Source organism: Saccharothrix sp. NRRL B-16348, from assembly GCF_001280085.1.
Taxonomy (GTDB): domain Bacteria; phylum Actinomycetota; class Actinomycetes; order Mycobacteriales; family Pseudonocardiaceae; genus Actinosynnema.
Genome location: NZ_LGED01000013.1, coordinates 149,440 through 163,057, shown reverse-complemented (window position 1 = coordinate 163,057; position 13,618 = coordinate 149,440). Strand labels below are relative to the sequence as shown.

The 13,618-nt window shown below is 75.5% G+C and carries 10 protein-coding genes and 1 pseudogene; 10 read left to right on the top strand and 1 reads right to left on the bottom strand.

All coding sequences use genetic code 11. The features are described from left to right. Positions 1–71: 71 nt before the first annotated feature. A complete protein-coding gene (locus tag ADK67_RS04565) occupies positions 72–767 on the top strand; it encodes a hypothetical protein (protein ID WP_053715112.1) in 696 nt (231 codons plus the stop codon). Between the two features lie 7 nt (positions 768–774). Here the strand turns inward: ADK67_RS04565 and ADK67_RS04560 are convergent, their stop codons facing one another. Further along, positions 775–1,383, bottom strand: a complete 609-nt coding sequence (locus ADK67_RS04560) for a TetR/AcrR family transcriptional regulator (RefSeq protein ID WP_053715111.1) — start codon at positions 1,381–1,383, stop codon at positions 775–777. 92 nt (positions 1,384–1,475) lie between these two features. Here ADK67_RS04560 and ADK67_RS04555 point away from each other — a divergent pair, with 92 nt between their 5' ends. From ADK67_RS04555 to ADK67_RS04515, 9 genes and pseudogenes are all read left to right on the top strand, one after another. Further along, positions 1,476–2,594, top strand: a complete 1,119-nt coding sequence (locus tag ADK67_RS04555; RefSeq protein WP_053715110.1) for an FAD-dependent oxidoreductase — start codon at positions 1,476–1,478, stop codon at positions 2,592–2,594. Then, positions 2,591–3,202, top strand: a complete 612-nt coding sequence (locus ADK67_RS04550) for a DUF3159 domain-containing protein (RefSeq protein ID WP_053715109.1) — start codon at positions 2,591–2,593, stop codon at positions 3,200–3,202. The genes ADK67_RS04555 and ADK67_RS04550 overlap by 4 nt, the downstream gene beginning before the upstream one ends. Positions 3,203–3,313: 111 nt before the next feature. After that, a complete protein-coding gene (locus tag ADK67_RS04545) occupies positions 3,314–5,128 on the top strand; it encodes a hypothetical protein (protein WP_157619922.1) in 1,815 nt (604 codons plus the stop codon). Further along, positions 5,121–6,956 (top strand): annotated as a pseudogene (locus tag ADK67_RS55260) (TOMM precursor leader peptide-binding protein); the annotation flags it as partial. The gene ADK67_RS04545 and the pseudogene ADK67_RS55260, both read left to right, overlap by 8 nt. A gap of 79 nt (positions 6,957–7,035) precedes the next feature. Further along, positions 7,036–8,478, top strand: a complete 1,443-nt coding sequence (locus tag ADK67_RS04535; protein ID WP_197289279.1) for a SagB/ThcOx family dehydrogenase — start codon at positions 7,036–7,038, stop codon at positions 8,476–8,478. Positions 8,479–8,700: 222 nt separating this feature from the next. Then, a complete protein-coding gene (locus ADK67_RS04530) occupies positions 8,701–8,889 on the top strand; it encodes a thiomuracin/GE37468 family thiazolyl RiPP peptide (RefSeq protein WP_157619921.1) in 189 nt (62 codons plus the stop codon). A 99-nt stretch (positions 8,890–8,988) separates the two neighbouring features. After that, positions 8,989–11,481 carry a lantibiotic dehydratase gene (locus tag ADK67_RS04525; RefSeq protein ID WP_053715104.1) on the top strand — a complete coding sequence of 831 codons (2,493 nt, stop codon included), beginning with the start codon at positions 8,989–8,991 and terminating at the stop codon, positions 11,479–11,481. Continuing rightward, a complete protein-coding gene (locus ADK67_RS04520; protein ID WP_053715103.1) occupies positions 11,474–12,451 on the top strand; it encodes a thiopeptide-type bacteriocin biosynthesis protein in 978 nt (325 codons plus the stop codon). Before ADK67_RS04525 ends, ADK67_RS04520 begins: the two co-directional genes overlap by 8 nt. Next, complete coding sequence (locus tag ADK67_RS04515; RefSeq protein WP_053715102.1) at positions 12,448–13,578, top strand: thiopeptide maturation pyridine synthase; 1,131 nt, start codon at positions 12,448–12,450, stop codon at positions 13,576–13,578. Before ADK67_RS04520 ends, ADK67_RS04515 begins: the two co-directional genes overlap by 4 nt. Positions 13,579–13,618 lie beyond the last annotated feature (40 nt).

Genomic DNA, 13,618 nt, shown 5'->3' with positions numbered 1-13,618 from the left:
GCCCCCGCGACCCGCCCCCAGTCCCGTGACCCGCCCCCGTCCCGTGACCGACAGCCCGGATCGGACGACGCATGACGTCAGGTGAGGGAGCCCGCCTCCGGCGCTCCGACGACCCCAAGGCGGCCGACTGGGTCCGGCGCCGGCTCCGCCGGTTCGGCTCGGGGGTCGCGGCCGTCGTGCCGGACGGTTTCGCCGCCTACGCCCGGATCCTGCACCCGGCCTTCGACGCCGACGGACGGGCGGTGAGCTGGGCGGAGATCGCCGCGTCGACCGGCCGCCGCGTGCACGCCCTGGCGCAGTTCGGAGCCATCACGGCCGACGCCTGGCCCGACCGGCCACCGGAGATCGGCAACCTGCCCGCCGACGAGTTCCGCCGGCTCTGCGCCGTGCTCACCCGGCACACCGACACGCCCGACCGGTGCTGGTTCGGCCTCTGGAACGGCTACGGGTGGCTCGACGCCGCGGAGCGCGGTGGCGAGGTGCGCCTGCCCGGGCGCGACTACCTGCTGTTCACGGGACCGTTGTCGGCGGTGGGCGAGCCGGGGTGGCGGCTGTCCGGCAGCACGACGACGCACCAGTCGCCGAACCTGCTCTGGCTGGCGGATCGCGCCTGGTGCGTCGGCGGCGAGATCGACCTGCACTGCACGTTCGTCGGCGGGTCCGAGGACCTGGTGGACGAGATCCTGGCCGACGGCGGCCTGGAGGCGTGGCGCGTCCGCCCCGAGGACCCGATCACGTTCGACAGCGACCGGGTCAACGTGCCCTGAGCCCGCCTCAAGGGCGGTGGTCCGGCACGGTCAGGCAGTGCTGCACGAGCGGGCCGAACCGGGCCACCAGCTCGTCGACGGGCGCGGACGCGATCGGCTCGATCCGCACGATGTACCGCGCCACGGTGAGGCCGAGCAGTTGGACGTTCACCATGCCGGCCCGCAGCGCGGCGTCCGGCGCGTCGAGCAGCGCGGTCAGCCGGTCGGTGATCTCCCGGTCGATGAACTCGCGGAGCAGCGCCTCGGACCGGTCGTGCGTCGGGGCAGACCGGGTGAGCAGGGCGAACGGGGTGCGGTCGGACTTCTCCATGTTCTCCAGCAACGTCCGGACGACGCGCTCGCCGATGCCGTCCAGACCGCCGGTGAAGATCGACTCGATGGCGGGCGGCACGGCGTCGGGCATCTCCACGGCCGCGCCGAACAGACCCTGCTTGGTGCGGAAGAAGTAGAACACCATGGCCGGGTCGACCCCCGCCTCGGCGGCGACCGCGCGCACCGTGGTGCCGTCGTAGCCGTGCCGGCGGAACAGCGCGCGGGCCGTTTCCAGGATCCGCTGCTTGCTCTCCGCGCCGGAGCGCCACCGCCCGGGGCGACTCGAAGGACTCTGCTCTGCCATGTCGCGGGCAGTCTAACGGAGCTTTCTTCATCACCCGGTGGAGTTTCGGGTACGGTGAACTTCACCAGGTGATGAAGAAAGGGTGGCGGGGGATGCGGGTGATCGTGATCGGCGCCGGGCTCGGTGGGTTGACGCTGGCCCAGGGCTTGCGCGGAGCGGGGATCGACGTCGTGGTCCACGAGCGCGACGGCGCGCGGGGACGGCCGCAGGGCATCAGCCTGCACGTCGACGACCGGGGCACGGCGGCGCTGCGCGCGTGCCTGCCGCCGGCGCACGCCGGGATGGTGGAGGCCACCATGGGCGGCCCTCGTGGGAGCACCCTGCAGCTGTCCGAAGTGGACGGAGAGCTGGCGGCCGTCGGCACGGAGGACAAGGCGCGACCCGGACGGCAGGCGCACCGCCCGTTGCTGCGGGCGGTGTTGCTGACCGGGCTGGAGGACGTGGTGCGGTTCGACGCGCCGTTCACCCGGTTCGAGCAGCGGCCCGACGGCACGGTCCGGGCGTGGTTCGCCGATGGCCGGACCGACACCGCGGATGTCCTGGTCGGCGCGGACGGCGTCGGTTCGGCGGTCCGCCGGCAACACCTGCCGCACGTGCGGGTGGTCGACACGGGGAAGCGGGTGCTGATGGGCGCGACCCCGCTGCGCGCCGTGGACACCGGCCTGCCCGCGTTGATCGGCGACAACGCCGCGGTCGCACGGGGACGCGGCACGACGATGGCGCTGGGCGTGCTGCGGTTCGCCCAACCGCCGGCGCCCGCGCGTGACCGGTGGCTGCCCGCGTTGCGCGACCGCGCCGTCACAGACGCCGAGGACTACGTGATGTGGGCGCTGCCCGTCGCGCGGGAACGCCCGGGCGCCGGGGACTGGCGGCGGGCTCGGGAACTGGCCGCGGACCTGCACCCGACGTTGGGCCGGGTGGTGGACCGGGCGTGGCCGGACCTGACCGTCGCGCTCCGCGTCGGGATGATCCCGCCGATGCCCGCGTGGCCCGCCACCACCGTGACGCTGATCGGTGACGCCGTCCACGTCGCGCCGGGGTTCGGCGGCAACCTGGCCATGCGGGACGCGCACCGCCTCCGGGACGCCCTCGTCCACGCCGCCCGGGGCGGAACCGACCTGCTCGCCGCGATCGGCGGCTACGAGGACGGGATGCGCCGGGACAGCTTCACCGGCCTCGCGGTCCCGGCCGGTGCGGAGCCCGGCGCATGACGTTCACCGCGCTGACGCGGAAGTCGCTGTCCGCGTTCGACGCCGTGGGCGGTTGGCGCACGGTCGCGGAAGGCGTCGCGTCCCGGGTGGTCTTCCTGGTCGCCTACCTGCTGACCGGCGAGGTGCCGACGTCCGCGCTGATCGCGGTCGGCGCGGTGGTGGTGCTCACCGCCGTGCGCGTGTGGGCCGACCGCAAGTACTGGTCGGCGGCCATCGGGCTGGCCCTGGTCGGCACGTCGGCGGCACTGGCGGGCGGCAGCGGCCACGCGGTCGACTTCTACCTACCCGCCGTGGTCACCCAGGCCGTGATGGCTGTCGTGTTCGGACTGTCCACAGTGGCCGGATGGCCGGTGGTCGGGCTGGTGCTCGGCGCGGCGCGCGGCGAGCGGTCGCGGTGGCGGCAGGACCGCCCGCGCCGGCGGCTCTACCAGCGCTGCACGGCCGTGTTCGTGGTCAAGTGCGCCATCGCCACGGCCGTCCTTGTGCCGCTCTACCTCGCCGACCGCCTCACCGCGCTCGGCATCGCCGCCACGCTGCTCGGCGGCGCTCCCGCGCTGGGCGTCTGCGTCTACCTGTGCCGGCGGATCCTGCGCCGCGCCGGGTGGTGACGAGGAGTCACCACTCAACCGGGGCGGCACGTCACGCTTCGACACCCGTCCGCGCCCGGTGCCCTCGATTAGCGTCGGAAGCCGACCAGCCACTGCGCGGAGGTCCGGAAGATGCGTCCACGACTGCGTGCCGACGTGCGGTACGTGAAGAGCCCGGACGGGGCGTACGTGAGCGGCTCCGCCGGCGCCTGCACGCTGACCGGAGACGCCGGCTACGAGTGGCTCGACCGGCTCGCGCCGTTCCTCACCGGCGAGCACACCCTGGACGACCTGGTGGCGCCGCTCACGAGCGGGCAGCGGGAAGTGGTGAAGCACCTCGTCCGGTCGTTGCACGAACATCGGCTGCTGGTCGACGCGCTGGACGACGCGCCGCACGCGCTCACCGAGGCGGAACAGCGGATCTACGAGCCGGAGATCGCGTTCATCCGCTACGCGGTGGACTCCGCCGAGCACCGGTTCGAGCGATTGCGCTCGGCGCGCGTCACGCTCCTCGGTGGCGGACCGGTGTTGGCGGCGCTGTTGGCCGCGGGGCTGCGCTCGGGGTGGCGGCGCGTGGTGGTGCGGACCGGCGACGACGCGGCCGGCGTGCGTGCGGTGGCCCGCGGTGCGGTGCGCGACCGCGCGCAGGACGTGACCGTCGAAAGAGGACTCGCGCCGCCGGACGACACCGATCTCCTGCTGTGCGTGTCCGACCGCCGTGCCGACCTGCTGGACGCAGCACGGGCCCGCGCGCGGTCGGGTGTGGCGATCGGGCAGGTGTCGGTGGGCGGCGGCGAGGCGTGGGTGACCGCGGTCGGTCCACCGGAGCGGGTCGCGGCGGAGTCGTGCTGGCGTCGGCTGGGCGCGTGGCGCGGCGAGGGCGTGGACGAGGGTCTGCTGACCGGGCCGGTGCCGGGCGTGATCGCGGCGCACCTGGTGTCGGCGTGCTTCCGGCACCTGACGGGCTTGGCCGCGGACCCGGTCGAGCCGGCGTTGACGCGGATCGACCTCCGGAACCTGAGCGCCCGCACGCACCGGCCACGCCCGTACGCGGTGACCGGGCAGGTCCGGCTCGACGCCGTGGTCGAGGCGGACGGGTTCCCCGAGCGGATCCGGCGGCTCGTCGACGACCGGGTCGGCGTGCTGGGCCGGCTGGACGAGGACGACCTGCCGCAGGTGCCGCTGGCGGTGTGCCGCGCGTCGGTGTCCGACCCCGAGGCGGTGTTGCCCGGCTGGGCCGCGGCGCCGGAGGTGGCGGGGTGGGGCGCCGACCGGGACGAGGCCCGGTGGCGTGCCGCGCTGGCGGGCTTGGCGACGTACGGCAGCCTGGTCGACGCGCGCGGCGGTGACCGGCCCGACCTGCTCACGGGTCGGCCGTGCGCGGTCGCGCCGGTCGACGCTCGCGTCCCGTATTGGGCGCCCGTCGGGGTGGCGGCGGGCCGGACGTGGGGTGACGCGGTCGCGGCCGGGCTTCGTGCGCACTGCGAGGCTGCGCTCGCCGAACGCGAGGGCGTGCGGTGCGATCTCGCCGCCGTGGTCCGGGAAACGGGCGACGAGCGGGCGGTCGAGCTGCTGGGATTTTTCCGCGCCGCGGCCGTGGACGTCGAGGTGGGCGATCTCGGCGGCGCGCTCGGCGTGCCCGCCTTCACGATGAGGCTGACCGGGACCACGATCACCACCTGCGCGGCCACGGTCGCCGAAGCGCTGCGCGACGGGCTGGAACGCGCGGTGCTGTACTGGCAGTGCGGTCTGCCGGAGCACGCCGCGATCACGAGGTGGACGGGCGAGGGCGACGGGTCCGCGCCCGCCGACGACCCGCGCTGCCGGGCGCTGGTCGCCGCGTTGCGCCGCGCCGGCCGGGTGCCGGTCGCCGTCCCGTTGGTGGTGGACGAGGAGGTGCACGGCGTGGTGCCGTGCCTGGTCCGGGTGGTGGCCGACGGTGACTGATCTCCTGGTCGCCGCGCCGCGCCCGGACGTCGGCCATGTCGTGGTGTCCGTGTCGGCCGGCCCGGACCGACTGCGCGCGACGCCGGCGGCCGTGCTGGGCGACCGCGTGACCGCGGGCACGCCCGCCGGCCGGTGGCTCCCGGTCCGGGTGGACGGGCCGTTGGTGCTGATCGGGCCCGTGGTCGTGCCGGCCGAGCCCGGCTGCCCCACCTGCGCCGAGCGCAGGCGCGACGGCAACCGCACCGACCGGCTGGGCCGGGCCGCGCTGCGCGCCGAGTTCGGCGACGACCCGGGGGACGCGCCCCACCCGCTGGTCACGCCGGTGTCCGCGCACGCGGTCGCCGAGGTGGTGGCCGACGAACTCGACCGCCTGGCCCGTGCCGACGGCCGAGCGCGCACGCGGGGCGCGCTGCTGCGGTTCGCCCTGCTCACCGGCCTGATCACCCGGCACGTGGTCCTGCCGGACCCGCGGTGCCCCGACTGCGCCGACCCGCCCGACGACACCCCGTCGGCCGCGGGGATCCGCCGCCGACCGCTGCCCAAACCGGACACCGGCACGTTCCGCACCCGCACGCCGGCCGGTCGGTGGGACGAGCTGGTGCGGTCCTATGTGGACGGACAGGCCGGTCTGATCGGCACGGTCGCCGCCGGATCGCCGTTCGGCATCCCGACCGCGACGGCCCGGCTCGGCCCACCCCGCCCGGAGGCCGCGGACCGGCACGGCTACGGCCGCGGCGGCGACTTCCGCACCGCGCGCCTCACCGCCGTCACCGAGGCGTTGGAGCGGTACGGCAGCCTCCGCCCACTGGGCCGCCGCACCGCGGTCCGCGCACCGCACGACGAGGTCGCCGACCGGGCGATCGACCCGCGCGACCTGGGCCTGTACCCCGACGACCGGTACGACCGGCCCGGGTTCGCGTTCGCCCGCTTCGACCCGGCCCGGCCGCCGGCCTGGGTCTGGGGCTACTCCTTCGGGCGGGCCGAACCGGTGCTCGTGCCGGAGAGCTGCGCGTACTACGGCGGCCGGACCGCCGAGCAGGACGCCCGCCTCGTCTACGAGTGCTCCAACGGCTGCGCGCTGGGCGGGTGCCTGGAGGAAGCCGTCTTCCACGGCCTGCTGGAGATCGCCGAGCGCGACGCGTTCCTGATGACCTGGTGCGCCAGGCTCGCCGCGCCCCGGCTCGACCTCGACTCGGCGCGCGACCGGCGCATCCCGGTGCTCGCCGAGTTCGTGCGCCGCCGCGGGTACGAGGTGTCGGCCTGCTCGATCACCTTGGAGCAGCGCGTGCCCGTGGCGCTGGTGCCGGCCGTCGACGCTCTCGGACGGCCGGACGTGCCGTTGCACGGGTGCAGCTCGGCCGCCCACCCCGACCCGGAACACGCGTTGCGCACTGCCCTGACCGACGCCGCCGCGGGCATCGGCAGCCGCCTGGGCCGCTTCGACGCCGACCGGGCGGCGCGGCTGGTCGCCGACCCCGACGAGGTCCGCGAGATGCCCGACCACGCCCTGCTCCACGGGCACCGGGACACCGCCGGGCGGTGGGACTTCCTCGACACCGGCCGCCCGCCCGTGCCGTTGGCCGACCTCGCCGCGCGGACCGCCTGCCCACGCCACCACGACCTCGGCGACGACCTGGCCGAGCTGGTCCGGCGCCACCTGGACACCGGGCTGGACGTCGTCGCGGTCGACACGACGGCACCGGAACAACGGGCGGGCGGCTTCGCGGGCGCCGAGGTCGTCGTGCCGGGGACGTTGCCGATGACCTTCGGCCACCGGTTCCGCCGCACGCACGGGCTCCCGCGCCTGGCCACCGTGCCCCGCCTGCTCGGCCACCGCTCGACGGACCTGCCGGCCGAGGACGTCAACCCGCACCCCCACCCGTTCCCCCGACGTGCCGGGAGGCGCCGTGTCCGGTTCCCGAGTGATCGCACCGGGTTCGCCGCCCGCCGCCGTGCCGGGCGAGGCGACCCGCCGCTACCTGCGCGCCTTGGCCGAACGCGGGCGCGAGCCGGCCGACCGGACGGCCGTGCCGCCGACGTACAAGCGCTACCGGTACGCGGGCCGCCTCGTGCTGCCCGCGCGGGAGCCGCACGGCGACCTGCTGCGCGGCCTGCTCGGCGTGACCCGCGCCGAGTGGACCCACCGCGGCGTGCGGCTCAAGCGACCCGCGCCGTCCGGTGGCGCGCTGTACCCGATCGAGGCCTACGTCGCGCTCGGCGAACCCGCCGGGCTGTACCACTACGACGCCGCGCACCACGCCCTCGACCTGATCCGGCCCGGAGACCACCGGCCGCTGCTGCACGCGTCGCTGACCCGCGTGTCGGCCGGGGTGCCCGACGTGGTCGTCGTGCTCGCCGCGGTGTTCTGGCGCAACGGCTTCAAGTACCGGGAGTTCGCGTATCGCCTGCAGTGCCAGGAAGTCGGCGTGCTCAGCGCCCAGGCCTTGGCGCTGGGCGAGTCGCTGGGCCTCGACACGGCGGTCCACCTGCGGTTCGACGACGCGGCCTGCCAGTGGCTGCTGGGCCTGGACCCGACGCGGGAAGGCGTGCTGGCCGCGTTCACGTGCGCGTCGGGCCGCGCCGTGCCGCCGGGACCGCCGCCGCGCCTGCCCGCCGCCGCCGAGGAACACCCGCCGCCCAGCGTGGTCGACCGGCTGCCGTGCCTCACCGCGCTGCACGCGGCGTCGGCCGCGCCGCTCCCCGGTGTCCTGCCCTTGCCGCCACCGCCGTCACCCGGCGAGGTCGTGCGCCTGCCCGCGGCACGTGCGGTGCGCGTGGCCGACGCGGTGCCGCTGCGGTGTTCGCCGGAAGCCGGGTTCCTGCCGCGCCACATCACCGCGGAGACCTTGGCGACCGTGCTGGCGCACGCGGCGGCCGGCTACCCGGGCGACCTGCCCGGCTGCCACGACGCGCCCGTCACGTGCGCGCCGCACGTCCTGGTGCGGCGGGTCACCGGCGTCCCGGCCGGCGCCTACCGGTACGACCGGCTCACGTGCGCGTTGGTCGCGGCCGACGGCGCCGGCGACGTCCTGGCCGGCCCGCTCCGGCCCAACACCCGCCTGGCGTTGCCGGAAGCCGCGGCCGTCGTGGTGCCCGTCGGCGACCAGACGACGGGCAGCGCCACGTTCGGCGACCGCTGGTACCGGTTGCAGCAGGCCGAGGCGGGACTGGTCGTGCACCGCGCCGCCCTCGCCGCGGCCGCGTGCGGTCTCACCGCCCGCATCCACTCCGACGGCACGAACCCGACCACCGACGCGGTGCTCGGCCTGACCGGTCCGCTGCACGCGCTGTCCTTCCTGCTATTGGGGATCGCCCGGCCCGGAAGCACGGTGACCGGACCGCTCGGCTGACTGCCCGTGACGCACCGGGCGGGCCGACCCGACCACGGCCAGGTGACGGACCACCGTAGTGGCCCAACGGCGCCGACCACGAGGCGTGCGGCCGGAAGATCGGCGCCGGGCAACCCGCACGGGTGGTTTGACCCCGGATACCGGACCGGCCGTGCTGCACTGGACGACGTGCCCGCGATCCGTTCGGGCCCAACGATGATCCAGAGTCCTGGAAGTGATCTCATGTCTGTCTCCAAGCCTGTGCTGAACCTCGACGACCTCCTGGTCGAGACGATCGGTGTCGTGCCCGCGCCGGGTCCGGAAGAGCTCACGCAGGGGCACGGGGTGACGGAGCTCGGCGCGTCTTGCGACTGCGGCGGCGAATGCGACTGCGACTGCGATTGCACCGGCAGCTGTGAGGCCATTGCCTGACCGAGGGAGCGGGTCCGCGCGAGCCGATCGGCGGGCGGGGGTGCGGGAGCCTCGGGGGTTGCCGCACCTCCGCGTCGGTACGACGTCTGGAGGGAACCGTTGCCGCGCAAGGCATGCACCGGCCGCACGCCCGGACCTGCGGCGGCCGGGTTCCGGTCGGGCGGCGTGTTCGGCGTGCGGGTGGGCGGCGCGCCCGTGGCCGATCTCGCAGCCGTGCGGTGCGAGCGCGCGTGGGCGGTCGCGGAGGACGTCGTCGCGCTTCAACGGTGGCTGCGGGACGAGGGCGCGGCGTTGTCCGACCTGCTGCACCCGGTGATCGGACGGTGCGCGGATGAGGACCGGCCGTTCCTGGTCGCGTTGCGGCGGGCGGTGTTCCAGGGCAGGCGGCCGACGGGACGGGTGTGGTCGGCGCGGCGGTCGTTGCCCGGCGGCATCGGGGAACGGGTGGAGCGCTGGGCCGACGCGGTGGCGTGCGCCGGTGGGCCGGCGGGGACGGTGCCGGCGCTGCTCGCCGCCGACCGGGCCGCGGCACGGGAGGCGTTGCGGGTCGCGGCCGGACGGGACGCGTTCCGGTTCGCGCTCGTGCTGGGCAGCCCAGACCTCACGCGGTCGGCGTCCCGGTGGCTCGACGACCGGGCGTCCCCGCGTCCCCGCGCGGTGGCGAGCCTGGCGAAGTACCTCGCCCGTGCGGTGGCGAAACCGAGCCCGTACGCGTCGTTCACGTTGAGCGGGCTGGGCGAGTGGGCGGGTGGCGGCCCGGCGGTGCAGCTCTCGGGCGACCTCGGCTGGTGCGGTGTGGTGGAGCTGGACCGGTCCGCGGTGCTCGCGCTGTGGTCCGCCCTGGCCGAGCGTCCGGAGCTGCGCGAGCACGTCGGCCTCCGGGTGAACCCGTCGGTCGAGCGGGACGGCGGCCGGTGCTGGTTCCTCGGCGCCGGCGACGGCGAGCCGATCGTCTCTGTCGCCGCGACGGACACCGTGCGCGACGTGCTGGACTTCGTCCGCACCGCACCGGAACCCACCGTCGGGTCGCTCGGCCGCCACTTGGCGACGCCGACTGACGAACGCGCGCGCGACTACGTGGACGAGCTGGTGTCGCTGGGTTTGCTGGAGCCGAAGCGGCCGTTCCCGGACCAGTCGCCCGACCCGCTGGACCACTTCGCGCGCTGTGCCGACGCCCACGCCGCCGGATCACCCTGGCCACAGCGGCTGCGGGACCTGGGCGCGGCGGTGGCCGGCTACCGGACCCTGACCACGGCCGCGCACCGCGTCGAAGGCCTGCGGCAGGTGCGCGACCTGCTCGACGGGCTGCTCACCGGCCTCGGCCGGGCGCCGTGGCCGCCGGACCGGTCCGTGGTGCTGGAGAACGCGGTCCTGCCCCGGCCGGTGGTCGTCCGCTCGCGCGAGCGGTGGCAGCCGGTGTTCGAGGACTTGGAGGCGATCCGCGGTTTCCTCGGCGTGATGGACCGTTCCCTGCCGCTGAAGCTGCGGCTCGCCGAGTTCTTCCGCGCCACGTTCGGCTCCTCGGCGCGGGTGCCGTTCCCGCAGCTGTACCGGGCGTACCGCGCCGATCCCGGTCCGCGCACCACGTCCAGGCCGTGGCGGTCCGTCGCCGCCGGGCTGTACGGCGACGACGACGGCGTCCGGGAGACCGTGTCGGTGGACCCGCAGGTGCTCGCGAAGCTCGCCGCGTCCTGGCCCGCGCACGTCCGCGCGCCGCGGTCGGTGTGCTGCTACGGCCAGGAACTGCCGGGCCCGGACGGGCCGGGGTTCGTGCTCAACACCGTGCGCACCGGCTACGGCTGGGGCATCACCCGGATCGAGCACCTCCTCGCCGCCGCCGGCGTCGCCACCCCGGTCCGCGCGCCCGTGCCGAGCCGGGACGTGGCGTTGGCCGAGTGCCGGGCGGCGTTCGGCTCGCAGCTCAACCAGCGGGCGGCGGCCGTGCCCCACGTCATCGACTACCCCGGCGGTGAGCCGGGCGGGCTGCCGCCGACCGACCTGTGGGTCCGGCACGACGCGGCCTCCGGCTGGCTGCTGCTGTGCGACGACCACGGTCGGGAGGTGTGCCCGCTCGCCCTCGGCATGCTCGTCGAAGGCGCGCTGCCGCCCGCGTTGCGGTTCATGGTGGCGGTGTTCGGCGAACCGCAGACCGCGTTCGCGCCCCACCCGCACTGGGACGACGTGGGCTGGCGCGCGCCGGTCGACGGCGTCCGGCGCAGGCCGTGGCTGGCGGTCGGCCGGGTCGTGCTCGCCCGAGCCGGGTGGCGGGTGCCCGCCGCGGACCTGCCCGCCCGGCTGAAGGGCCGGTCGGACGCGGACTTCCTGCCGGCGCTCGCCCGCCGGCGCGACGCCCACGGCATCCCGCGGCGGTGCTTCGTCCGCACGACCGGCCGTCGTGACGCGTCGCGCAAGCCGGTCTACGTCGACTTCGCCGGCTGGTTCCCGCTGCCGTTTCTGCCGCGCGGGTCGGACGCCACCGTGGTGTTCGAGGAAGCGCTGCCCGACCCGGCGGACGCGCCGCGCCACGGCACGCACGCGCGCCGCGTCACCGAGTACGTCTTCGAGCTGTCCGCGACGGACCCGCATGGCTGAGCCGGTTCGCGACTGGGTCGGCGCGCACGTCTTCCACCGCGGCGACCAGGACCTGCTCGTCACGCGCGCGGTGGCGCCGCTGTGCGAGGAGCTGGCCCGCGCCGGCCGGGTGGGCGGCTGGTTCTTCCTCCGCTACTGGGAGGGCGGACCGCACGTGCGGCTGCGCCTGCTCACCAAAGGTCCGGCGGCCGACGTCCGGGCGGCGGTCGCGCGGACGTGCGCGCGGCACCTGGCCGACCACCCCTCGCCGCCCGGCGGCTGGTCCCAGGACGAGTACGAGGCCGTCGCCCGCCGCCGTGCCGAGGGCGAGCGGCTGGCCCGGTGGGACCGGCGGCTGAGGGCGGTCGACACGGTGGAGTTCATCGCCTACGAGCCCGAACACCACGCCTACGGCGACGGCCGGGCGTTGTGCGCGGTCGAACGGCACTTCACCGACTCCAGCCGCATCGCCGTCCACCTCCTCGCCGCGCCACCCGACCGACGGGCGGGCGCGGCGCTGGCCATGCTCACGATCGCCCTCGCGGTGTGCGAACCCGACCTGGAACGGGCCGCCGCGCGCTTCGCCGCCGTGCGGACGCGACAGCCGTCACCGGTGCGCCCGGACCGCCGTGACGACCTGCGCGACCAGACCCGGCGGCTGTGGGAGCACGCGTCGTCCGACCCCGCCGACCTCGCGCACACCGACGTCCTCGCGGCGTGGTGGCTGTCGATCCGGGCCCTGCACGCGACCCTGTCGGGCCTGCGGGCGCGTGGCGACTTCGCGCCCGTGGACGCGCTGTCGCCGTTCGCGGGGCTGGCGCGGGCGCTGCGACCCGACGACCCGGTGGTCCCGTACGTGGTCCTGCGCTGCGCGCACCTGCTGTGCAACCGCCTCGGCCTCTCGGCGGCCACCGAGGCGCGTCTGGCCTCGCTCACCGCCCGAACGCTGTCCGAACTGCCCGAACTCCGCGACGAGGTGGCACCGCTGTGACCGTCGAGACCGAACCCACCCACCTGGACACCCGCACCACCTGGCACTGCCTGCACGTCTACTACTACGACCCGGACAAGGACCGGCTCATCCTCGACGCGATCCGCCCCGTCTTCCAGCAGCTGCGTTCCCGGGTGGCGGGCCTCTACCTCGCCCGGCACTGGCGGCAAGGTCCCCACCTGCGCCTGTTCGCCAAGACCGACCCGGACACGTGGGCCCGCGTGGTCCGGCCGCGCGTCGAGGCCGTGGTCGGCGGCTACCTGGCCGCGCACCCGTCCACGACCGTGCCCGACCTCGAGCACGAACTGGCCCAGCACCGGCTCCTGGCCCGCCGCGAGAAGGAGCACGGGCCGCTCGTGCCGTGGTTCCCGGACAACTCCATCCACGAGCAGCCCTACGACACCCGGCCGCACGTGATCCGCAGCGCGGAGACCGGCGAGCTGATGGCCTCATTCGCGTCCGAGAGCACGAACCTGCTGTTCCGGATGCTCGACCGGGCCCGCGCGGGCGCCGACGCCAAGGAGCTCATCGCGTTGGAGTTGATGCTGGCCACGACGGTGGCCGCGTGCCCGCCCATCACGGCCGGCTTCGCGTCGTACCGCTCGCACGCCGAGGGGTTCCTGCACTCGTGCGCCGACCCGGACGCCGTGCGGGCGTCGTTCGACGCGCACTACGAGGCGCACCGCGAGACCGTCGTCGCCCGGACGCGGGCCGTGCTCGCCACCCTGCAGGGCGGCGCGAACACCACGCCGTACGCCCGTCGGTGGGCCACCCGGTGCCACGAGTACGGCCGACGCGTCGAACCGCTGATCGAGCAGGACCTCGTCTTCCCGCCGGCGCCAGCCGAGCCGCCCGACCGGCCCGCCAGCCGACCCGTCGCCCCGATGCACGAGCTGATGTTCGGCAACCGCGCCTACCGCGAGGCCGTCTTCCGCAACCCGGACTTCCTCCGCTACCGGTTCCTCCTCAACTGCACCTACCTCCAGGTCAACCGGCTGGGCCTGACCCCGTTCCAGCGGTTCCGCACCTGCCACGCGGCGGCGAACGCGGTGGAGGAGATCTACGGCATCTCCGCCGTGGACACCATCCGGACCTACGTGGAGTTCCACCCCAACGCGGCGACCTGACGCGCGGGTTGACACGCCCGGCGAACTGTCACTAACTTCG